Here is a 22437-nt window from a genome sequence, read left to right on the forward strand (position 1 = left end):
AAGCTAGCGAAAAATCTAAACAGCCCCTATTGTATTATTCGGCTAGTGTGAGCGCAGCAATACACCATCGTTCTGAATAATTCTTTTGAAATCAATTTATTATAAATAAAACAAAGCGACGATTATTTGCCTATAATTTATATAGTGGTTTGCTGTAGAGTTGTGTATGGAAATAAGGGTTTACTTTTTACCAAAAGGATTTGAACCCGTTATTAATAGGACATTAGATTTAAAATCGCAAGCCCAAGCCCTTTTGACTCAAGTGGCAGATATAATCAAACATACCCTGGAGGTTGTTCAATCTTCCATGGAATCTGATCATCTCGCACTAGTTATAGGTCCTGGGGATTTTTGGAAAAGTGGATGTGGGTTGTTAACTCATAGAGGCCTGCCTCAATCACTTGCCTTGGATTATTTCGCGCGCGAAATGGTTGCATTAAGTGCACAATATCCTCAAATTATTTTGATTCCAGGTAGTATTTATCTTTACGTGGATAAATTGGCTACTGATAAGAAAAGCTACTGCCGGTCTAATTCAGAAAATTTTATCCCTTCCGTATATATGCAAAATGTTACTCCTGTATTTTATAGTGGCAAATGTTTAAGACTAATAAAAAGAGGGGTCCATTTGTTGTGTATTAATGACAATAGTACGGCAAAGGAATTAACGTCTGAAAGTGAATTCCTAAACGCATTATCCTCAATACAATGCCAACGTTTGGAGGTAATTTGTTGTCCTGATGATGCATCAGAAGAGCCTCCTATTTCTGATGTTGCTTTTTTGGGTAAAACACCTTTACCTGGCGAAAATCTTTTATTAGAAACCTTAGACTTATGGTCAGATAGATTATTTTCTCCTGTATTTACCATCAAAAATGTTACCTTTGGTGTAGAGATTGGTACCGATCATTATTTTGCCGCCCAACACCTCGTCGACCAATTGGAAAATCTGGATTTCCATTTACTCATTTCCTCTGGTCAATCAAGAAGATATGACGGAACAAACGGCTGCGGTTTTTTATTTGCGCTGATCAAGACAGTGCCATTTTGCTGGATATGCAGGGAAAGGGGAAACGTATTGATATTGATACTACGCTTGAGGTTGATATACAACATCTTTGTCGAAAAGGCGGTTTTCCTTCGAGTGATGGCAGCAGAGCTCGATAAAAGTAACACTCTACTGCCTTCTTATGTTTGTTTTAATGTTTAAAATGCCTATAGCCGGTAAATACCATGATGATTCCAGCTGCATCGGCTGCGGCAATCATTTCTTTGTCCCTGATTGAGCCTCCTGGTTGAATGAGAGCCGCTATTCCGGCCTGGGCCGCTATTTCAATACTGTCTGCAAAAGGGATAAAAGCATCAGACGCCATGACTGAATCCGGAGTAGAAAAACCGGCTTGTTCTGCCTGCCATAAAGCGATACGCGTACTCATTACACGGCTAGTTTGGCCTGCTCCAATGCCTATGGTTGCGTTATTTTTAGCAAATACTATGGCATTTGATTTTACATGTTTTACTGCTAACCAGGCGAAGAGTAAATCCTGCTTTTGTTGCTCCGAAGGTTTTTTCTGTGTGACGGTTATAAATTCATCGCTGTTGACTATAAAATCATCGTGTTCCTGCACCAATAAACCACCATCAACTCGGCGCATATCTAACTTAAAATCATGACTATGTTGCCATGCGCCTGTTATGAGTACGCGAATAGCAGGCTTAGTTGCCAAAATAAGTTTTGCTGCATCACTGATTGCAGGGGCAATGAGCACTTCAAGAAACTGTTTTTCGAGAATGGTTTGCACAGTTTCTTCATCTAATAATCGGTTGAAGGCCAAAATACCGCCATAAGCGGATACAGGATCCGTCTGTTGAGCGCGTAAATAAGCCAGAAGGGGGGTATCTCCCATTGCAATGCCGCAAGGATTACCATGTTTAACGATGACACAAGTATTTGTTTCGGCCGGAAACGATTTAACACAATCAAAAGCAGCGTCAGCGTCAAGCAAATTATTATAGGATAATTGTTTACCCTGGATGAGTTGTGCGGTAGCTAGTGAACCAGCTGGCGGGTTTTTATCCATATAAAAGACAGCTTGCTGGTGAGGGTTTTCTCCGTAACGCAGTTCATATTGTTTATTAAATTGACAGGTTAAGACGGTTGGGAAACTACAGGGGTGCTTTTCATCATTCAAAGTACCAAGGTAATTGGCAATTGCTGCATCATAGGCTGCCGTGTGGGCAAAGGCTTTTTTGCCAGACTGAACCCCCAATTGGCGAAAACTTTCTTTGCCTGGACGCATTTGGCCAGCAATTCATAGTCATCAGGTGTTACTACAACAAAAACATGATCATGATTTTTAGCCGCTGAGCGAATCATGGCTGGGCCACCGATATCTATATTTTCAATCGCTTTTTGAAAATCGCAATCATGATGACTAATGACTTGTTCAAAGGGATATAAATTAACAATCAGTAGATCAAAACGTTGAATGCCGTGTTCATTTAGACAGTGATCATCTTGACTATCACGGGCCAACAATCCTGCATGAATAGCTGGATGCAAGGTTTTGACGCGGCCATCCAGCATTTCTGGAAAGGTTGTGCATGCACTGACCTCGGTAACGGGTAAGTGATGTTCAGTAAGCAGGGCTGCGGTATTCCCAGTAGCAACAAGCTCAATTCCCTGTTCGTGTAAAACTTTGGCAAGCTCCACTATGCCACGCTTGTCAGAAACGCTTAGCAAAGCCCGCTTGGGAATAAAAGAAATCATTTGAGAGTCGGTTGTCATAGTAGGCTCTAAAATTAATTGAGTTCGATATAAAGGAGGCATTATATGCTTTTTATACCACGAAACGAACGCTAAAATTACAGGCTGGCTTTAAAGGGTAGTGGCTATTTTACCAGCTTGCGTGATAGTCATCAGATAGTAGAAACAGTAACGGCCCTAGCGGCGTGCAAAGGCTAACAAAGACCAACCATCCAGATTGTGTGTTAATAAATGGGTAAAATCAGCCTGATAAGTTTCAATTAATGAACAGGCTTGTTCTTCTAAAAATCCCTGAAACAACCAGAATACCATGTGGATTAAGTAATTCTTTAAAGGTATTTCTTAACGTCATAAGCGGTGCCAGTAGAATATTAGCGATAAGCAAATCGGCTGGTGTTTGTAGGCTTTGAGGAAAGCCGATATACAATTGTTGCTGGTCTATGCCATTAGTAAGGGCATTATTCTGGGTTGCTTGCAAAGCTTGCTCGTCAATATCAACCGCTTGTACTTTTGCTGCACCAAGCTTTAAAGCAGCGAGAGCCAGAATCCCTGAGCCGCAGCCATAATCAATCACTGCTTTATTATTTAAATCGGCTTGTTCAAGCCAAGTTAAACATAGAGAGGTAGTTGGATGAGTTCCAGTACCAAAAGCCAAGCCAGGATCCAGAATCAAATTAACTGCTTGAGGTTCTGGTGGCTCAAGCCAAGAGGGACAAATCCATAATCTCTTGCCAAAACGCTGAGGTTTAAAATCATCCATCCAAGCACGTTCCCAGTCTTGATCAGCCAGGTGCTGAATGCTGAAACCTAAATGAGGGTGTTGAGGCGCTAAGAGCAGTTTTGCTTGCTCGGCATCTTGTTCATCGTCATAAAGAGCATTAATCACGACATCTGGCCAAAGAGGGGTGGTCCCAGGCTCTGGCTCTAGTACAGGTTCGTCATTTTTATCTGTCAGAGTGATAGATAAAGCGCCGGTTTCTTCCAACGCGTCACTGAGTAACTCCACTTCATCACGATGGCATTGTTCGATCTGTAGTTGATACCACACAAGCTTATTCCTTCAACATTTTTTCCAGATAGTGAATATTGGTACCCCCTTCTATGAAGGCTTTGTCGCGCAAAATACGATGATGCAACTCAATGTTAGTCTTAATACCATCAATGATAATTTCATCCAGCGCATTCCGCATTCTAGCGAACGCTTCTTCCCGCGTTTTACCGTAACTAATCAACTTACCTATCATGGAATCATAATTCGGTGGCACAGTATAGCTACTGTAGACATGAGAATCAAAGCGAATGCCAGGACCACCGGGTTGATGTAAAAGTCTTATGGTACCTGGTGATGGCATGAACGTTTTTGCATCTTCAGCATTGATACGGCACTCGACAGCGTGGCCTTGTAGCTTGATATCTTCTTGTTTAAGGGTAAAAGGGATATCACTCGCAATTTTTATTTGTTCTTTGATCAGATCAATACCCGTGATCAATTCGGTTACTGGATGTTCAACCTGGATACGAGTATTCATTTCAATAAAATAAAAGCACCCATCCTGATACAAGAATTCAAAAGTACCCGCACCGCGATATTTTAATTCACGGCAAGCATTGACGACGCATTCGCCAATTTCCTGACGTAAAGCAGGTGTAATTCCAGGTGCTGGTGCTTCTTCAATCACTTTTTGGTGACGGCGTTGCATAGAGCAATCACGTTCTCCCAAGTGGATCGCATTACCTTGACCATCTCCTAAAACCTGGAATTCAACATGGCGAGGATTTTCCAGGAATTTTTCCATGTAAACCGTTGCATTATTAAATGCAGCTTTTGCTTCACTACGCGTTAAAGCAATTGCATTGAGGAGATTTGCTTCGCTGTGTACAACACGCATACCGCGACCACCGCCGCCGCCAGCTGCTTTAATAATGATTGGGTAACCAATGTCACGCCCTAATTGCAGGTTACGAGCATCATCTTCTAATAAAGGACCATCAGAACCAGGTACACAGGGGACTCCAGCCTTTTTCATGGCAGCAATGGCAGAGACTTTATCACCCATCAAGCGAATAGTATCACCGCGTGGACCGATAAAGCGAAAGCCGCTTTGTTCGACGATGTCAGCAAAATCAGCATTTTCTGCCAAAAACCGTAACCGGGATGAATGGCAACAGCATCAGTAATTTCCGCGGCAGATATAATACGCGGAATATTCAAGTAACTTTCTTTTGAGGGAGCGGGACCAATACAAACGGTCTCATCAGCAAGTCGCACATGCAATAAATCTTTATCAACGTCTGAATGAACGGCAACCGTTTGAATACCAAGCTCTTTGCAAGCACGCAGGATACGAAGAGCGATTTCGCCACGATTAGCGATAACAATTTTACTGAGCATCCATGTACCCCTTATTCTATAGTAAACAAGGGTTGGTCATATTCGACTGGTTCACCATTTTTTACAAGAATGGCGGTCACTGTACCGGTTCGATCAGCTTCAATTTCGTTAAACATTTTCATTGCTTCAACGATACATAAGGTATCACCGGTTTTCACTGTTTGGCCTACTGTAACGAAGGGCGCAGCATCAGGAGACGGTGCAGTATATATGGTGCCTACCATTGGTGAGCGAACTTTGTGGCCTGAAACGCTATTTTCCACTTTAGTTTCATTATTGACAGGCGTGGGTATAGCAGTAGTCTGTATGGGTTGTTGTAATGGTGGTGCTACATAACGTGTTTGTACGGGTGCTTCCATTGCATAGCTATGACGGCTCAGACGTACTGATTCCTCGCCTTCCTTGATTTCAATTTCTGAAATGCCGGTTTCTTCCAACAATTCGATCAATTTTTTGATTTTACGAATATCCATCGATAAGAACTCTCTATTAATTGAATTTTTCTACAATTGCCTGCAGAGCCAAGCTATAACCCCTAACTCCCAGTCCACTGATAACCCCTTGGGCGATATCAGAAAATAAGAATGATGACGAAATGCTTCGCGCGCATAAATATTGCTAATGTGTACTTCTACAAACGGAATTGATGCGGCTATCAAGGCATCACGAATTGCGATACTCGTGTGCGTGAAGGCTGCTGGATTGATAATAAGGTAATCAACTTTGTCATCGGCTGCTTGATGAATGATGTCAATTAACTCGGCTTCAGAATTACTTTGTTTGCTGGTTAACACAATGTCAGCCTCGACTGCTTGTTTATGGAGCAAAGCATCGAGTTTTGCCAGAGTAGTTGTGCCATAGATAGATGGCTCGCGTACTCCCAGGCGGTTCAGATTTGGCCCATGCAAAACGAGTATTTTCTTCATTATGAGTTAATTTCACAAAATTGAAGCGATTCTGCCTGAACTTTGTAATAATGTCCATATGTTCGATGATATCGGCATGATGTCGGCATGATGTCTTCTATTTTGTGGTTAGATTTTTAATGAGTAGTTTAATACCGCTGTGTAGCCAATTATGTTATCTTTCTAAGATTATTCTGTATTAGCCCCCTTTCCAATTTCCCATCGCAGCGAATTGGAAAGACGTCTATTAAGCAAGGGATTGAACAAACCATGGTCACACATATCACTGATGTCACCCTGCGAGATGCGCATCAATGTTTAATTGCAACACGTATGCGCACCGAAGATATGTTGCCAATCTGCAAGAAGATGGATCAGGTTGGTTTTTGGGCTATGGAAGTTTGGGGGGAGCCACGTTCGATGCCTGTTTGCGTTTTTTAAAAGAAGATCCCTGGCTGCGTCTTCAGCAATTACGTCAAGCGTTACCTAATACGCAGCTATCAATGCTTTTGCGTGGGCAGAATTTATTGGGTTACCGCCACTATGCCGATGATGTTGTACAGACTTTTATACGTTTGGCTGCTAAAAATGGTGTAGATGTTTTTCGTGTTTTTGATGCTTTAAATGATGTACGTAATGTAAGAGTGGCGATAGAAAGCATTAAAGCACAAAACATGCACAAGGGGCTATCTGTTATACCACTAGCCCAGTACATAATCTGGAAAGTTTCGTAAACATTGGGAAGTCTTTTGCTGATATTGGTTGTGATAGTATTGCTATCAAAGATATGGCAGGTCTGCTTACGCCAACCGCAACAGTTACATTATATCAAGCGCTAGCCGATGCAACACAGTTACCTATTCATTTACATACCCATGCTACTTCCGGTTTGGCTGGTATCTGCCATTTCCAGGCAGTATTAGCGGGTTGTCAGCACATTGATACCGCCATTTCATCTTTTTCCGGAGGTGCTTCACATCCTGCAACGGAACCTTTGGTTGCTGCTTTGGCTGGTAGCGAATTTGATACAGGACTTGATTTAAATTTATTGCTGGAAATTGCTGATTATTTTCAAGATATACGCAAAAAATATCAGCAATTTGAAAGTGAAGCGCGTGATATTGATCCGAGGGTACAACTCTATCAGGTTCCAGGAGGAATGATTTCAAATCTCTATAGTCAGTTGAAAGAACAACACGCCCTAGACAAGATCGATGCTGTACATGAAGAAATTCCGCGAGTCCGTAAAGATCTGGGGTATCCTCCTTTAGTGACACCTACATCACAGATAGTTGGCACACAGGCTGTTTTGAATGTATTGACTGATATTCGTTACAAAACGATAACCAATGAAGTCAAATTGTATTGCCAAGGGAAATACGGTGCTGCACCGGGTAAAATCAATTCCAGTTTGCGTAAGAAAGCAATCGGGCATACCGAGGTGATCGAAGTAAGGCCTGCCGATTTGTTACCCAAAGAATTAAAGCGTCTACGAGAAGACATTAGCGAGTTCGCCCAAAATGATGAAGATGTTCTTTCTTATGCAATGTTTCCTGAAATTGGTAAGCAGTTTTTAGAGCAGCGCAAGGCCAATACTCTGCAACCCGAACCTTTAATAATCAGTCGTTCTCCAGCATCAAGTGATAGACTATCAGAGTTTGATATTGCCTTGCACGGCGAAAGCTACCATATAAAAATTGCTGGCTACGGAACTCGTGAGCAAGGCCAGCAAGCTTGTTTTTATGGGTTGATGGTGTACCAGAGGAAGTCATTATTAGTCTTGAAGATGCAGAAGAAACTAGCTTATCAACTACAGCTAAACGTCCTTCCGGGCCAGGTGACATTACTGTTGCTATGCCAGGTAACATTGTCAGCGTCAATGTTACTGTTGGTGATAAAGTGACTAAAGGACAGACTTTATTAGTACTGGAAGCCATGAAAATGGAAACTGAAATTCAAGCGCCTTTTAATGGTACAGTAGCGGATGTTTTTTGCCAGAAAGGTGATAAGGTAATGCCGACTCAGGTTTTGGTCTATTTATTACCAAATAGTGATTAATAGGGATATGAGTGAGTGTATTCTGTTTATTACAAAGCCAGCTACGAACATTTTTGTCCAGCCTTTAAAAATACGTTCTTTAATACCTTGCCAGCGTTCTTGTTCGGGTGGGAGTTCAATGGCAATACAAGAGGCAGGTGATTGATCCGCATACCGAAGTTGGTAATAAAGCTCAAAGGCAGTGTCTTCCGGTGAGGCTGGAAATTGGTAAAACAGTTCGCTGGTAAGCTGTGGTAGATTGGCAAAGGCAAGCACATAAACAGGTTTGGTGCTCTGCTGGCAGAAAGCAAGCAGGCTGGTACTATCTGGAAAGCAATAGAGAGGTTTTTCAGGTTGATAATGGCTATCTAATTTTCCTGGCACTCTAATAGTGCTGCTGTTTTTTAATTGTTTGTTTGGCAAAATGGTATTAAGTTCCAGTTCATCAATAAGTCCGGGGCGCAGGATTTGATAACCGTCGGGATCAATGGCTGCCACGATGGTTGACTCAATTCCAATTTGACAGCGTCCCCCATCTAAAATTAGTAAATCTTGTTGTTGAAAACTATGCTGAACATGCTCTGCCGTTGTGGGGCTAATTTTACCGAAGGGATTTGCTGAGGGTGCTACTAGCGGGGCCCCAAGTTGCTTTAAGAGCGTTTGAGCAATTGGGTGTTTAGGACAACGCAAAGCCACGGTATCTTGTCCCCCTGTTATTAATGGACTCACTTGCCCCGGTTTGCTTTTCATGACCAGTGTTAAGGGGCCAGGCCAGAAGTGTTCAATTAGGGCCTGTGCATAATCAGGGATAAATTGTACCCATTTGGATAAGTCCCAATTTTCTGCAACATGCATAATGAGAGGGTGACTAAGAGGCCTATTTTTAATTGCATAGATTTTTCTAATCGCTGCTTCATTCTCAGCATTTCCTGCAAGCCCATAAACTGTTTCGGTAGGTATAGCAACGATCTCGCCTCGTTTTAGATAGGAGACAGCGAGTTCGAGATGAGTAGTAATAGTGCTCATATTTAATTAATACATCCTTTGGCCATAAGGGCAGTGTGGAATTATTACCCAAAATTACTAGCAGGCAAACAATTATTTAACGCGAGTTCGATGTAAAACACAGATTTTTGTTTTTATATCGGCTAAACGAACGTTAAATAATAACAAAGATGATTTTACCAGATGCAGTGGTATTTATTCTGTTGGGCCGAAAAATTTAATAATTTAAAAATAAAAAACTATGTTAGTTTGACATGAATACCTGTAAGATATTGTCGACGGATTTTAGCGAAGGCCAACCTCAGGAAAATATGCTTAATCTGAAATCCGAAATTCGACTTGACGGGGATATTCCAACAATCCTTGTTAGAGCATTTAAAATTGCTTAATTTCTAAAAAATTGGCAGGGAAAATGCTAGCAAAGATGGGTACTCCCGGACGAGTCCTCATGCATACTTTAAGGAGAAAGATTAATGCGTATAAATTTTCATTTATCCCCTGTAGCCGCTTGCTTGGCTTTAACCTTAGTCTCTTCCGCTAACGCGGCTGAGCCACTTCCTTTAGATCAGGTTTCATTGCAACATTTACAGCAGCAGTTTTATCTGTCATTACCGAATGTAAAGCCTGTCAATTCTGCCTCTGCTGATGTTTTACAATTCGTAAAGCAACACAAAGACAAAAATCAGGTAAGACATGTTCGTATGCAACAGTACTATGCTGGTTTCCTTGTCTTTGGCGGTTATGCCATTATGCATAGTGATAGCTCTATAAATAACTTGTTAAATACACAAAAAGATGTGCAAATGAATGGTACAGTCTATCGTGGCTTGCAGGTGGAATTAGGGGAGCCCCCGGAAGATTTTGTTAAAAATTCCAACAAAATATTGCAACAGTTTAAAGCAAAATTTGAAAACAAAGACGTGAGTGAAGAGCAGATAACTCCTATCATTTATATTGATGATAAACATCAAGCTCATTGGGCATATAAAGCCAGTGTTTTTGTACGTTATGATCATCAAATTCCAGAGAGACCAACAGCCATCCTTGATGCGAAATCACTGAAACCTTTTGTGGAATGGAATGATATTAAAACAGCCGTTCGTACAGCTGTGAAAGGAATTGGATTTGGCGGCAATACTAAAATTGGAGAGTATGTTTTTGGTAAAAACTATCCCTTTCTTGAAATAACTCGTGATAATAAAAAGAACGCTGTTATATGGAAAATGAACATGTAAAAGTAGTTGATATGGAGCATGATTATTTTTCTCCAAATGATCCGATGAAATTTAATTGCAAAAAGAATGGTAATACGGTAGCTGATGCATTCTGGACTGGTTATAAATCGGATGGATATGATAGAGAAAATGGTGCTTTTTCACCTACTAATGATGCTCTATATGTAGGCTATGTCATTAAGCGTATGTACCATGATTGGTATGGTGTTGAAGTTTTAGTCAAAAGGAATGGTTCTCCCATGCAAATAGTGATGCGTGTTCATTATGGCGAAGGCTATGAGAATGCGTATTGGGATGGTAGACAAATGACTTTTGGAGATGGTGATGCCACGATGTACCCTTTAGTCTCACTAGGTATTGGAGGTCATGAAATTAGCCATGGTTTCACCGAACAACATTCAGCATTAGAGTATTTTGGTCAGTCAGGCGGGATGAATGAATCATTTTCTGATATGGCTGCACAAGCTGCTGAATATTATTCAAGTGGAAAAATAATTGGTTGATTGGTGCGGAAATTGTGAAAGAAAACAGTGGACGTGATGTTTTTCGATACATGGACAAGCCAAGTCGTGATGGCCATTCCATTGATTCCGCAGATGAATATTATGGGGGATTGGATGTCCATCATTCAAGCGGCGTGTTTAACCGTTTATTCTATTTGATGGCTAATCAATCTGATTGGAATACGCGTAAAGCGTTTGATGTGATGATCAAAGCCAATATGGATTATTGGACCCCTTATTCAACGTTTGATGAAGGAGGCTGTGGCGTTTTGCGAGCGGCAAAAGATTTAGGTTACTCTCTAAGCGAGTTAAAGAAAACACTGAACGCAGTTGCTATTAATTATCAACTATGTGAGAACCCTAAGCCAATTCCGCTCCCTTCTATCTAATATCATAAAATTTGACCAGACGTTGTGCTATGGCGTCTGGTTGCTCCATATGAATGTGGTGACCACCTTTCATTTGGTTTATCTGTAGATTGTTAACTGCCTTTATACGTTCTTGCATGTCAAAATCTTTAAAAACAAAGCCATTATCAGCCAAAATCAAAAGACTTCTGGCAGTAATACCTTGTAAGCAGGCTAATATTTGTCCTTCGGTCATGTATAACGGCGTTGGATTTAATAAGCGTCGGTCATGTCGCCAATAAAATGACTCTTTCTTTTTAACGAGGCCTCGTTGACAAATAATTTGTGCATGTTCAAGTGATAAATAACCCCGTTTAGCACGTGCTTGAGCAGCTAAATCAACAGATTGATAAGGTTTGGCTTCTTTATCATCTCCTTTAAGATGATGGAGATATTGCGTCAATTGTTTGCGGCAAGTTTGTTCTGGTTGAGAAAAAGGACCTAAGCCCTCTATCAAAATTAATGAAAGGATTTGTTCTGCTGCAATCCCAGCAATCAGGCTGGCCAGGCAGGCTCCCATTGAATGTCCTAACAAGTGAAAATGTTTGAATCCTAAAGCCTGAATAATTTGTAAACAGGTAAAAATACCATCGCTGAAGTGATAGTAGCAGCCCTCAGGCAGATGAGAAGAATGGCCATGGCCAGGCAAATCAACAGCGAGCAAATAAAATTGTTTTTCTAGATAAGGGGCTAATAGATCAAAGGAATTGGCATTATCAAGCCAACCATGTAGAGCCAACATAGGAGGTAATGCGGGATTTCCCCAAGCTTTACCTGCAATAGTAAACCCAGGTATGGTAACAGTGAATGCGTTCATAAACGGATAATAAAGAAAATCGTCTAATCATTCATGTTACCTAAACCAGCAGAATGATAAAAGTAGGTGTTAGTTACCGCTTATTACTGCGGTTAGTGGTATGCTTAATTCATGGGTTTTAAAATTTTTAGTGTTGCCATGCAAAAACAACAACGAAGCCTGTCTCTTATAACCTATAACATTCATAAGGGTTTTGGTTTTAGTAAACGTTTTTTATTACCTGAAATGCGAGAGGCGTTATTAACCTTAAGTCCTGATTTTGTTTTTCTGCAAGAAGTTCAGGGCGAGCATAGGCGACGGGAAAAACGCATTGGTGCCTGGCCTGATGCCCCTCAATTTGAATACATTGCAGAAAAAATATGGCCTCATTATCTTTATGCAAAAAATGCAATTTATCAATCAGGCCATCATGGGAATGCCATTTTAAGTAAATATCCTTTCGATCGATTCGAGAATATTAATTTATCTTCAATGAATCGTGCTTCGCGTAGTATATTGCACAGTCAGATCAAAATAGGAGAAGGGCAACAGCAAATTAATGTCCATCTACTTTGCGTTCATCTTGGTTTATTCAAGACAGAACGTTTCTCGCAGTGTAATGCATTGATGCAGCGAATCAGTGAAGCAGTACCAGAACATGAACCTTTGCTTATGGCTGGTGATTTTAATGACTGGCGTCATCATTTATCAAAACCATTGGCGGAAGAATTAGGTATTAATGAGGCCTTTTACAGCATGAAAGGTCGTCATGCTCGCTCATTCCCAGCAATACAACCAGCCTTTTGTGTAGATCGGATTTATTTTCGTGGAATGCGGGTTTCGGATGTATATTGCTTAAAAGGCAAACCTTGGCGCATGTTATCAGATCACGTGCCCTTACTGGCTCGTTTTGAATTTATTTAGCACAGGACTTACGCAAAATCCCGAGCTCTTCATTAAAATCCAGTTTTGTCTCGCTCTCAAATTTTCACGTAAGTCCAGTAACCATTTGGTGCAAATTAACAATAAGGAAGCGGCAAGTAGGGTGCCGCTTCCTCAAGTCCTTATTCCATATTTCCTTGGTATTCACCAAAACAAGCTGCACTATTTAAGCGTGCGCGCTTAAGTAAGGCGTCTTGGGCTGCTTTAATATTAGTAGGTTTGCCGCCCCAGGCTTGTAGACAATCTTCTTGTAACGCTCTTCCATAAGAGAAACTCAGATTCCAGGGTTGATAACCTGTGCTATTGATTGCATTCAGATTGGCAGTAGCTTGTTGCGGTGATTGACCGCCAGATAAGAAATTAATGGTTGGGACTGCGGCCGGTACATTATTGCGGAAGACACTAATGGTGTAATCGGCAACTTCTTCTGCTGAGCTAAACGGAGCAGTTTCTTTACCCGAAGTCACCATACTTGGTTTCAAGACGATGTGCTCTAAATCAACCTGGTGAATGAATAAAGCATGGAAAAGCTCATGCAGTACCATTTCGCAGGCCTCGGCACAATGTTCAATGGAATGATTTCCATCCATCAACACTTCTGGTTCAACAATAGGAACAATACCGACTGATTGACAGGTTGCAGCATAGCGAGCAAGCATTTCAGCCCCTGCTTTAATAGCTGTTAAGCTAGGCGTGTATTCACTGATGGTATAAACATTGCGCCATTTTGCAAATTTTGCACCTAATTTTTTAAAATGCTCCAGGCGTTCAACCAGACCATCTAAACCTTGGGTTACTTTTTCATTATCAGTATTGGCTAAAGTGACTAAACCTTTGTCTACTTTAATACCTGGAATAATGCCTTTCTTGGCAAACAAGTCAGCGATAGCTGTTCCTTGATCATCTTTATGTTGAAACGTTTCTTCAAACAGGATGACAGCGTTAATGTATTGTTCCAAATCAGGCGTAGTGGCAAGCAAGTGGCGATATGTACGACGATTTTCTTCTGTGTTTTCAAGGCCAATTGCCTCAAATCGTTTACCAATCGTACCGCTGCTCTCATCAGCGGCTAAAATGCCTTTACCATCTTGCAGTAAATGGTCCATCGTTGCTGATAATTCATCGTAATACATAATAGTTTATTCTCCTCTCGTTAAAACGGTTATTTACTAGGACTTGAAATGTATTTTTCTCGAATAATTTGTTGCATAGCAAACCCTTTATCTTTTAGATAATTGAAAGCATCGTCGATCATACCGGGATTTCCACCACAAATAAATCATATCTTCTGAGGGGTTTAGATTCAGGTCGGGAAAGGCGTGTTGCACATAACCTCTATATTCATGGGGTCCTAAGGTACTTTCTTGTTCTCGACTCAAGTGGGCGCGGAAAATGACTTGCGGATACTGAGCAGCAAAAGCAATAAATTCATCAAGATAAAGGATGTCTTCATGCTTTTGTACTCCCTGCAGAATAACAACTCGAAGTTCTGGATTAATTTGTAAACGTTTTTTCAGTTCATTAATCATCGCTCGATAAGGAGTGACGCCAGTACTGGTTGCTACCAAAATATAGCGTTTAGGCATCTCTTCTTTGAGAATTAGGCGTCCAAAGGGCCCATTAATATTGATTTTATCGCCTGGTTTTAAGTTGAACAGTAAATCAGTACCTGGTCCGTCAGCCACATAACCTGCTGCAAATTCGATATAATTGTTTTGTATAGGAACATTAGCGATACTATAACTACGTTTGAGCATTTTACCATCCCGTTCAAAATGAATAGTGATAAATTGCCCGGGAAGATAAGCAAATGGTGGGGATTGTTCAGTTTTGAAAATAAAATGTTTACTTTTGAAGAAAGCATAAAAGCGTCTTCCAGAGTAATGGGAAAGGTATTGACTTGCATAATAATTACAACTTGATTAGGAAACCCACTAATATAGGGGAAAAATTATGCATTGCAAGAGTTGATAGAAGAATTAAGTATATAATTAGAATATGAATAGCACTGACTTAATCACAATGATTGGCAATTTGAGCCGATCTCTCTTTCCTGTGCAACATCTTCTTTCAGGGGGTGCTTATTTACTTGGCATCGTATTTTTCATGACTGCCATAACAAAACTCAGGAAAATTGGTGATCATCGGGCAAATTCTTCTTCTCAAGAAAGGATGTTTGTACCCCTCGCCTACATCATCGGTGGTTCCGCGTTGTTATTTTTGCCTACGGCAGTACAAAATTTATCTAATACTACGTTTGGTACGGGCAATGTTTTGCAATATGCCAATTATAATCCTTATGATATTTATAGTTCGATGGGCTTAGTCATTCAGACAGCGGGTTTAATCTGGTTTATTCGGGGTTGCGTACTATTAGTCACAGCGAGTGAACCAGGAGTACAGCAGGGGGGTAAAGGGCTGGCATTTCTTTTTGCAGGCATTTTAGCCATGAATTTTGAAAATACCACGGCCTTTTTAACTACGGTAATGGGAAAAATACAAGCATTCAGCATGCAGTTTGTCAGCTAAAATAAAGTATATGATTGTATTTACCTATTAAAACAAGAAGGTTGTGTTCACAGTGGCCTTAAGGAGTAGCGATGAAAAGGAATTATCAATGCGTCTTGGCTGGTTTAATTCTATTTCCTGTTCTGCTTTTTGCTGCTAATACAGGCACTGAACTGAAACCAAGTTTGATTTTAAAACACATTAAAGTGATTAAAACGGGTGAACCTGCCGGTGATGAACTTTATTTTGATATTAGTACCTATCGTGCTGGAAAACCTGTCCATTATGCACGTATTCCTGAGCTACCTAATCATTGGATTTCGCAAATTATGGATAAAATCAGAGGGGTTAATTTGTGGTCTGAAACGTTGGCAGCAGGAGAAGCTGTTACAGTCATTTTGTCTTTGAATGAAGCAGATGCTGCTCCTTGGAATAATGATGATCTCATTGGTTCAGTAAAAATACAGTTAAAAAATGAAGGGGGAGCCTTACAGACACGCTGGAGCATTCCGAATCGCAGCGATAGTCTGATAACGACCTCTGGTCCTGCTGGTGATATTCATAGCTTTGAATTGATGAGTGAGAATGGTAATTATGAAATCTCTATTCGTTTGCAGTCACAAGCGAAGTGAGTGCGTCGATATTGTTCAGGGCTGGTAGATATTACTCAGAGCACAGTCGGCAACTTAATCATTCTCGTCGCAAATTTTGAGATTGTTAGCTTTAGCAAAATCAATAATGGCTTGATAGACTTGTGGACTGGATTCTTTAAGTTTGGGATCAAGTAAAATGCATTTATAGCCTTCCGTATTCACGCTAGGTTGCAGCAGTGGAGAATAGTGAATACGTCTGTTTTTGAAGCTGGCCATCGTTCCGCTCATTCGTTCTGCCCAATCACTGGGGCGAAAAGGCTTACCTTGAGGAGTAACACCTTCGATAACAATTTTTTGTTCTCGGAGTCTTCGGCCATATTTGATGCATATTAAAAACAGTATGCCTAGTATAGCACCATCTTGGTAAAACAACGAAGCAATGGCAGTAAGGACAATTATTATGTTAGCATGCTAACGATTTAATTTTAGATGAGCATTCACTGTGAATCAGAAAGAAAACCATTCAGGAATATATTTGCTACCTAATTTGTTTACTACGGCAAGCCTTTTTGCTGCTTTTTACTCGATTGTTGCTTCGTTAAAGGCGCAATATGAAGTCGCTGTCATCGCTATTTTTATTGGCATGGTTGCTGATGGACTTGATGGACGTATTGCTCGTTTGACAAATACGCAAACTGCATTTGGCGCTGAATATGATAGTTTGTCCGATATGGTTACCTTTGGCGTTGCCCCAGCCTTACTACTTTATAGTTGGAATCTGCAACAATTAGGTAAAATTGGCTGGTTAGTAGCGTTCATTTACACTGCTGCAGTGGCTTTACGTCTCGCACGTTTTAATACCCAAGTTGAAACAGCAGATAAACGTTATTTTCAAGGCCTTGCTTGCCCTCCTGCAGCAGCTATTGTTTCATCCTTTGTTTGGTTCTGTTACCAAAATGAATTGCAGCATTTTGTGATCGCTATACTGACTGCATTTATTACTGTTGTTGCGGCGGTTCTTATGGTGAGTAATGTACGCTATTACAGTTTTAAAGAAATTGATTTTAAAGGAAAAGTTCCTTTTCTATATCTTCTAGTGATGGTCATTCTCTTTGTAGCCATTGCAGCAAACCCTTCCGTTGTTCTATTTGTTGGTTTTGTAATTTATGCTTTGTCTGGCCCTTTGCAAACGTTGCTTGCTTTGCACCGCGTACGCAAACAACGCAAACGCCAGTCTGACGAGCCTTAATACAGGTGAGTGGAAAGCTCTCATTGATGATAGTTATTCTACCTCACCAAAGCGATTATTGATTAGTTCGGTAATCGCTTTTTCCATCTCTACTTCATCTGGACCATCAATTTGCAAGGTTAATTCACTACCTTTACTGGCGGCAAGCATCATAACGCCCATAATGCTTTTGCCATTAACGGTCTGTGTATTTTTGGTGACGTCAATATGACTTTGAAATCTCGATGTGGTAGAAACGAATTTCGCAGAAGCCCGAGCGTGCAATCCCAATTTATTGATAATGGTAATTTTAGTTTTTATCATGACGACAACAATTTAGCACGTGCAGCAATTTTCTACAATCACGAGGGTTTGGAGATCGACAATAATTATTTTTGATGACAGAAAATAATAGAAGATTTTAATTTTTAATCAGGTAAGAACAATTAAAGAGCTTCTTCTGTTTGTACGGTTGCAGATGCTAATAGATTGTAGAGCTCCTCACCATCAGTCATTCGTCGGCAGGCATCTCTAAAGGAAGGGACACTGAATTGCTTGATAATTGAAGCTAATAGTTGTAGGTGTTGATCAACTTGTTGATCCTGAGGCACTATTAAACCAATGATCAGATCCACGGGTTGTTTATCAGTGGCCCCAAAATCAACTGGATTAAGTAATCTAATAACACAAGCTTGTGGTTGCGTAATACCTGGTACACGGATATGGGGAATAGTGATCCCTTGTCCAATAGCCGTGCTTCCCATGCATTCTCTTTTCCAATAGGCATCAAATAGGTCTTGTGCGTCCAGTTGAGGCTGTTCCCGGCTTAATAATTGACTGATTTTAAGAAGTACTGCTGTTTTGCTTTGTGAAGTTGAATCAATATAAACACGATTTGGATTTATAACATGGCAAAGTTGCATGATTACAGACCAGAAGAAAAACTAGGTTTATTTTAACGCTATCTGTACACAACAAACAACCTTTTGAAGATATTGTTTTTTACATAGGCTGCAATCAATTGATTTTATTATTTTATAGAGTAGTCAAAAATCAAGAGATTACAACCTAACCAGGACTAAGAAGCAAAATTAAAGATTACTGTTCACGAATCTTTTCTTTATGTTCTATTAGCTGTCTATCTAATTTATCGACTAAGGTATTAATTGCTACGTACATATCTTCAGATTCAGCACGGGCGTGTACTTTGCCTTTCGAAATTAAAATGGATGCTTCAGCGATCTGACTTAATTTTTCTACATCAAATACCACATGAATAGAAATAATTCTGTCAAAATGTCGTTCCAATTTAGTGAATTTATCTTCCGTAAAAGCCTTTAAGGCAGGGGTAACATCGATATTGTGACCAGTGAAGTTGATCTGCATAATCCTCTCCTTCAGTTGAAGTAAAACTAACTACGAATTGTTTTGCGCTCATTTGATGGTGCAATCCCCATGGCTTCGCGATATTTAGCCACGGTGCGACGGGCGACTTGAATGCCTTGCTCACCAATCAATTGGGCAATTTTACTATCACTCAACGGCTTTTTACGATTTTCAGCGGCAATTAATTTTTTAATGACTGCTCGAATAGCTGTTGATGAACATTCTCCTCCGCTATTTGTTGTAACATGGCTGGAGAAAAAGTATTTTAACTCAAACACACCGCGCGGGGTATGCATAAATTTTTGTGTAGTTACCCTTGAAATCGTTGACTCATGCATATCTAAAGCAAGAGCAACATCATTGAGAATGAGTGGTTTCATCGCTTCATCACCATGCTCAAGAAATTCTTGTTGATATTCAACAATACATTGGGCAACTTTTAACAAAGTTTCTTGTCTGCTTTGAATGCTTTTTAAAAACCAACGCGCTTCCTGCAAATTATTCTTTAAAAACTGATTATCTGCACTATTGTCCGCTCGCTGGATCAGAGAGGCATAATGATTATTAATACTTAGGCGCGGTAAAGTATTTTGGTTTAAAGATACCTGCCATTCACCATCGATTTTTTTACGATGATATCTGGAATAATATATTCAGTATTGCTTTGCTGGATCAGACCGCCTGGTTTCGGGTTTAAACGTTGAATGATTTGTAATACCCTATCCAACTGGGCTTCATTAACCTGGTAACTCTTCATTAATTGACGATAGTTATGATGGCCAAGCAGCTCAATATCGTCACGTACAATTCGCTTTGCCAGGTCGAGATCACTACTTGTATCTGGTAATTGCTCAAGCTGGACTAGTAATGTTTCTGCGAGATTACTTGAAGCGCAGCCAACAGGATCAAAATGTTGTACGCGATGACGAACTACTTCAATCTCTTCAAGATCCAAAGGATGGGCTTCACTGTCTAAGCTTGTATGTAATTCGAGCATTGTCTGGGTAAGAAAGCCATCATCATCAATTGCATCAATGATTGCTGTCGCAATTACTCTATCTATATCGCTCATCGGTGTTAAATCTAATTGCCAACGCAAATGGTCTTGTAAGTTGGTTGTCGCACAATAAAGATTCTCATAATTGAAATCGATATCGTCAAAATTTGTGCGCTTGTTTTGACTGGTATAAAGCTGTGACCATTGGAAATCGGAAAACTCTTCTTGGGATCGTTTTTCGCTTTCTAGATGTGGCTCTTCTTTTTCTTCATTTGGCGTGGCTTCTAGCATCGGATTGGATTCAACTATCTGTTGGATCTCTTGTTGCAAATCGAGCGTAGAGAGTTGTAGAAGACGAATCGGCTTGTTGAAGCTGTGGGGTAAGCGTTAGTTGCTGACTGATACTAAGTTGCAACGAAGGTTTCATGCAAATCCTCTTTGTTTCGCTTTTATTATTAAGTTTAACTGATTCAGGGCGATTATCCAGTAGAGAATGAGGGCATTTTCAACCCTAAAAGACATTATTGAGAGCAATAAGTTTTAAAAATACCAAATGATTATTATTGGGTCTATAAAGGAATAAAAAGCGAGAAAAAAGCCTCCAAATGGAGGCAATCATTGATTTATTTAACTTTCTTCTCTTTGAAGATCACATGTTTACGAACGACTGGATCGTATTTCTTCAATTCCATTTTTTCAGGATGATTACGCGGATTCTTGGTAGTTGTTACGTAATAACCAGTACCTGCGGTTGATTCCATCTTAACTTTGATAGTGACAGCTGCCATGGTAGTTTCCTCTCAATTAAACTTTTTCGCCGTTTGCTCGGAGCTTATCCAAAACAGCTTTGATTCCCAATTTATCAATAATTCGCATACCTTTCGTGCTGACTCGAAGAGATACGAAACGGTTTTCTTCTTCAACCCAAAAACGGTGTTTCTTTAGATTGGGTAGAAAGCGTCTTCTTGTTTTGTTGTTGGCGTGCGACACATTATTACCTGTAGTAGGTCGCTTGCCAGTAACCTGACATACTCTTGACATGTTGTTACTCCGAAGTGTTCGATAGATTTTAATTCTGTTTTGTATAAATTCGGGGCCTTCGCCGAGCGAATTAGCCGGGTGTGAAATACAAGAGGCGTTTTATAGCAAAAAATGACTCATTATGCAATGTGTTGGGTTGTTTTTCCAACAAATAACACGTTGCTTTTTATAAACCAGCCTAGTCAATGCTGGCAAAACTAATCATGAGAGGCAGGATCCTCGCATAAAGGCCAGGTGAGTAAATTTTATTCATCGGATATGAATTACATCGGAAAGAAACACTTTGTCCCCGAACTATATTAATTATCGATAATGCAAGGGTAAATGGATTGTCAGGCCATGGACCCGTGACCTGCGGAATCGAGCATTATCAATGTAGCCCGCATACAATGCGGGAATTTTTGGTGCCTTGGTGTCAACCTGATATGTTTTTCTCTCAAGGATTAGCCAACCGGTTGGGGTTTTCTTTCATCAACGCTTCGTAAATGCACACAAATCTTTCTTTTGAGGTTATAATCCGCGCATTAAAGCTAATTGAGTAAATTTTATGCATCGCACAATTAAGAGTTTTGTCTTAAGGGCTGGACGGCTAAGTAACAGGCAAGAGCAGGGATTAATGCAGTATTTGCCGGCTTACGAACTACCTTTAAATGACAAACCTTTTGATTCACAGGCAATTTTTGGCAGAGAGGCGGAGACAGTTGTCGAGATTGGTTTTGGTATGGGGGCTTCACTAAAAATCATGGCGCAGCAGCATCCAGAGCGTAATTTTATTGGTATAGAGGTTCATCGCGCTGGCGTTGGCAGTTTAGCGGCTGATTTACATGAGTATGCCATTGAAAATGTACGGATTATTTCCCATGATGCTGTGGAGGTATTAAAGTATCATGTTGCTGAAAACTCGTTGGCAGGTGTGCAAATTTTTTTCCCCGATCCCTGGCCTAAAAAACGTCATCATAAACGACGGTTGATTCAAGCTGATTTTGTAAAGTTATTAGTGCGCTGTGTGAAAGCGGGTGGATTTATCCATTGCGCAACGGATTGGCAAGACTATGCAGAGCATATGCAAGCTGTTCTATCGGCTGAGCCGGCTTTAACTAATAGTGAGAGCAGTGGTGGCTTTTTCGCCGCGGCCAGAAACCAGACCCTTAACCAAATTCGAACAGCGTGGTAACCGTCTTGGGCATGGTGTTTGGGATCTTATCTATCTAAAGGAGTAGATAGCCACTATTTTTAGTAGCATCATGAGTGTTTTTTATGATATTAGTGTCACTGTAGAGCACTTCGCAGATTTGATGATGGAAAGATATCATGTCTTTAAATAATTATTTTGATCTTCATTTTTCCACTGTGTAATATGCGTTTTCGATATGCTTGTCAATTGTCTAAAAATATTAGAATAGGAAAAGGATATGCACTTATTCGATAAGATCGACCAGATCCTTGCTACGAAAGATGAGAATAGCTTGGACGCTTTTAAAAAGCTTATTCTCGAAGAATTAGAAACCAAGCCAAAACTCTTACGACAGATTTTTTGTTTAAGAAATGGCGAGCAAACTACTATTTTAAATCATCTTATTCGTTCTCACGATGCCTCAGAGCGTGATTTGACAGAGCATGTCAAATTCCTTTTCGAGCAAGGGGCAAGTGCGCATGTTGAGGAGCCTGCTCATTTAGCTATTCAGTTGGGAAAAA

The 22437-nt window shown here is 40.4% G+C and carries 20 protein-coding genes and 7 pseudogenes; 11 read left to right on the top strand and 16 right to left on the bottom strand.

Annotation, left to right across the window (positions count from 1 at the left end; translation table 11 throughout):
• The first annotated feature begins 166 nt into the window (after positions 1 to 166).
• Positions 167 to 1210, top strand: a complete 1044-nt coding sequence (locus BN58_RS06120) for a hypothetical protein (protein WP_019216079.1) — start codon at positions 167 to 169, stop codon at positions 1208 to 1210.
• Here BN58_RS06120 and purH read toward each other — a convergent pair.
• The 5 genes and pseudogenes from purH to aroQ form a co-directional block, all read right to left on the bottom strand.
• Positions 1200 to 2788, bottom strand: a pseudogene (gene purH, locus BN58_RS22610) (bifunctional phosphoribosylaminoimidazolecarboxamide formyltransferase/IMP cyclohydrolase). The gene BN58_RS06120 and the pseudogene purH sit on opposite strands and share 11 nt — an antisense overlap.
• A 156-nt stretch (positions 2789 to 2944) precedes the next feature.
• Positions 2945 to 3815 (bottom strand): annotated as a pseudogene (gene prmA, locus BN58_RS22615) (50S ribosomal protein L11 methyltransferase).
• Positions 3816 to 3819: 4 nt separating this feature from the next.
• A pseudogene (accC, locus tag BN58_RS22620) lies at positions 3820 to 5159 on the bottom strand (acetyl-CoA carboxylase biotin carboxylase subunit).
• 11 nt (positions 5160 to 5170) lie between these two features.
• The gene (accB, locus tag BN58_RS06140) at positions 5171 to 5632 is read right to left on the bottom strand and encodes an acetyl-CoA carboxylase biotin carboxyl carrier protein (RefSeq protein WP_019216082.1); all 462 of its coding nucleotides are present in this window, start codon (positions 5630 to 5632) and stop codon (positions 5171 to 5173) included.
• 16 nt (positions 5633 to 5648) lie between these two features.
• Positions 5649 to 6085 (bottom strand): annotated as a pseudogene (gene aroQ / locus BN58_RS22625) (type II 3-dehydroquinate dehydratase).
• A 249-nt stretch (positions 6086 to 6334) separates the two neighbouring features.
• Between aroQ and BN58_RS33085 the strand changes: the two are divergent.
• Genes BN58_RS33085 through BN58_RS33105 form a run of 4 tightly spaced genes read left to right on the top strand, consistent with a single transcriptional unit; the run spans position 6335 to position 8122 of the window.
• Complete coding sequence (locus BN58_RS33085; protein WP_232220391.1) at positions 6335 to 6505, top strand: hypothetical protein; 171 nt, start codon at positions 6335 to 6337, stop codon at positions 6503 to 6505.
• Positions 6451 to 6798 (top strand): hypothetical protein, encoded by a 348-nt coding sequence (locus tag BN58_RS33090; RefSeq protein ID WP_232220392.1) that lies wholly within the window; start codon positions 6451 to 6453, stop codon positions 6796 to 6798. The genes BN58_RS33085 and BN58_RS33090 overlap by 55 nt, the downstream gene beginning before the upstream one ends.
• On the top strand, positions 6783 to 7967 hold the full coding sequence (locus BN58_RS33095; RefSeq protein ID WP_408605467.1) for a pyruvate carboxylase subunit B: 1185 nt from the start codon (positions 6783 to 6785) through the stop codon (positions 7965 to 7967). The genes BN58_RS33090 and BN58_RS33095 overlap by 16 nt, the downstream gene beginning before the upstream one ends.
• A complete protein-coding gene (locus tag BN58_RS33105) occupies positions 7964 to 8122 on the top strand; it encodes an acetyl-CoA carboxylase biotin carboxyl carrier protein subunit (RefSeq protein ID WP_019216083.1) in 159 nt (52 codons plus the stop codon). Before BN58_RS33095 ends, BN58_RS33105 begins: the two co-directional genes overlap by 4 nt.
• Here the strand turns inward: BN58_RS33105 and BN58_RS06155 are convergent.
• Positions 8105 to 9127: an L-threonylcarbamoyladenylate synthase gene (locus BN58_RS06155; RefSeq protein ID WP_019216084.1), complete on the bottom strand. Its 1023-nt coding sequence runs from the start codon at positions 9125 to 9127 to the stop codon at positions 8105 to 8107. The genes BN58_RS33105 and BN58_RS06155 overlap by 18 nt on opposite strands.
• Positions 9128 to 9579: 452 nt before the next feature.
• Here BN58_RS06155 and proA point away from each other — a divergent pair.
• Positions 9580 to 11233, top strand: a pseudogene (proA, locus tag BN58_RS22635) (zinc metalloprotease ProA).
• Here the strand turns inward: proA and BN58_RS06165 are convergent.
• Positions 11226 to 12068: an alpha/beta fold hydrolase gene (locus BN58_RS06165; protein ID WP_019216085.1), complete on the bottom strand. Its 843-nt coding sequence runs from the start codon at positions 12066 to 12068 to the stop codon at positions 11226 to 11228. The pseudogene proA and the gene BN58_RS06165 overlap by 8 nt on opposite strands.
• Before the next feature lie 138 nt (positions 12069 to 12206).
• Here BN58_RS06165 and BN58_RS06170 point away from each other — a divergent pair, with 138 nt between their 5' ends.
• Positions 12207 to 12971 carry an endonuclease/exonuclease/phosphatase family protein gene (locus tag BN58_RS06170; RefSeq protein WP_026069299.1) on the top strand — a complete coding sequence of 255 codons (765 nt, stop codon included), beginning with the start codon at positions 12207 to 12209 and terminating at the stop codon, positions 12969 to 12971.
• Between the two features lie 140 nt (positions 12972 to 13111).
• Here the strand turns inward: BN58_RS06170 and BN58_RS06175 are convergent, their stop codons facing one another.
• Together BN58_RS06175 and BN58_RS22640 are read right to left on the bottom strand one after the other, a co-directional pair.
• Positions 13112 to 14122, bottom strand: a complete 1011-nt coding sequence (locus BN58_RS06175; RefSeq protein ID WP_019216087.1) for a class I fructose-bisphosphate aldolase — start codon at positions 14120 to 14122, stop codon at positions 13112 to 13114.
• A gap of 87 nt (positions 14123 to 14209) precedes the next feature.
• Positions 14210 to 14827, bottom strand: coding sequence for an FAD-binding oxidoreductase (locus BN58_RS22640; RefSeq protein WP_332247935.1), 618 nt, complete (start codon positions 14825 to 14827; stop codon positions 14210 to 14212).
• A 160-nt stretch (positions 14828 to 14987) separates the two neighbouring features.
• Here BN58_RS22640 and BN58_RS06185 point away from each other — a divergent pair, with 160 nt between their 5' ends.
• Positions 14988 to 15518 (top strand): hypothetical protein, encoded by a 531-nt coding sequence (locus BN58_RS06185; protein WP_019216088.1) that lies wholly within the window; start codon positions 14988 to 14990, stop codon positions 15516 to 15518.
• Positions 15519 to 15589: 71 nt separating this feature from the next.
• Entirely contained in the window at positions 15590 to 16129 is a 540-nt protein-coding gene (locus BN58_RS06190) for a hypothetical protein (protein WP_019216089.1), read from the top strand.
• A 54-nt stretch (positions 16130 to 16183) separates the two neighbouring features.
• Here BN58_RS06190 and BN58_RS06195 read toward each other — a convergent pair whose 3' ends face one another.
• Complete coding sequence (locus tag BN58_RS06195) at positions 16184 to 16474, bottom strand: DUF3579 domain-containing protein (protein WP_040916205.1); 291 nt, start codon at positions 16472 to 16474, stop codon at positions 16184 to 16186.
• 118 nt (positions 16475 to 16592) lie between these two features.
• Here BN58_RS06195 and pssA point away from each other — a divergent pair, with 118 nt between their 5' ends.
• Complete coding sequence (gene pssA, locus BN58_RS06200; RefSeq protein ID WP_026069301.1) at positions 16593 to 17339, top strand: CDP-diacylglycerol--serine O-phosphatidyltransferase; 747 nt, start codon at positions 16593 to 16595, stop codon at positions 17337 to 17339.
• 33 nt (positions 17340 to 17372) lie between these two features.
• Here pssA and BN58_RS06205 read toward each other — a convergent pair whose 3' ends face one another.
• The 6 genes and pseudogenes from BN58_RS06205 to rpmB form a co-directional block, all read right to left on the bottom strand.
• A complete protein-coding gene (locus BN58_RS06205; RefSeq protein WP_019216092.1) occupies positions 17373 to 17642 on the bottom strand; it encodes an HPr family phosphocarrier protein in 270 nt (89 codons plus the stop codon).
• 122 nt (positions 17643 to 17764) lie between these two features.
• Positions 17765 to 18241, bottom strand: a complete 477-nt coding sequence (locus BN58_RS22645) for a PTS sugar transporter subunit IIA (RefSeq protein WP_019216093.1) — start codon at positions 18239 to 18241, stop codon at positions 17765 to 17767.
• Between the two features lie 175 nt (positions 18242 to 18416).
• Entirely contained in the window at positions 18417 to 18704 is a 288-nt protein-coding gene (hpf, locus tag BN58_RS06215) for a ribosome hibernation-promoting factor, HPF/YfiA family (RefSeq protein WP_019216094.1), read from the bottom strand.
• A 26-nt stretch (positions 18705 to 18730) separates the two neighbouring features.
• Positions 18731 to 20128, bottom strand: a pseudogene (locus BN58_RS35845) (RNA polymerase factor sigma-54).
• Positions 20129 to 20324: 196 nt separating this feature from the next.
• The gene (rpmG, locus tag BN58_RS06225; RefSeq protein ID WP_019216095.1) at positions 20325 to 20489 is read right to left on the bottom strand and encodes a 50S ribosomal protein L33; all 165 of its coding nucleotides are present in this window, start codon (positions 20487 to 20489) and stop codon (positions 20325 to 20327) included.
• A 16-nt stretch (positions 20490 to 20505) separates the two neighbouring features.
• On the bottom strand, positions 20506 to 20742 hold the full coding sequence (gene rpmB, locus BN58_RS06230) for a 50S ribosomal protein L28 (RefSeq protein WP_019216096.1): 237 nt from the start codon (positions 20740 to 20742) through the stop codon (positions 20506 to 20508).
• A gap of 547 nt (positions 20743 to 21289) precedes the next feature.
• Between rpmB and trmB the strand changes: the two are divergent.
• A pseudogene (gene trmB / locus BN58_RS22655) lies at positions 21290 to 21962 on the top strand (tRNA (guanosine(46)-N7)-methyltransferase TrmB).
• The last annotated feature ends 475 nt before the right edge of the window (positions 21963 to 22437 follow it).

The sequence above is a fragment of the Legionella tunisiensis genome, from assembly GCF_000308315.1.
Lineage (GTDB): Bacteria > Pseudomonadota > Gammaproteobacteria > Legionellales > Legionellaceae > Tatlockia > Tatlockia tunisiensis.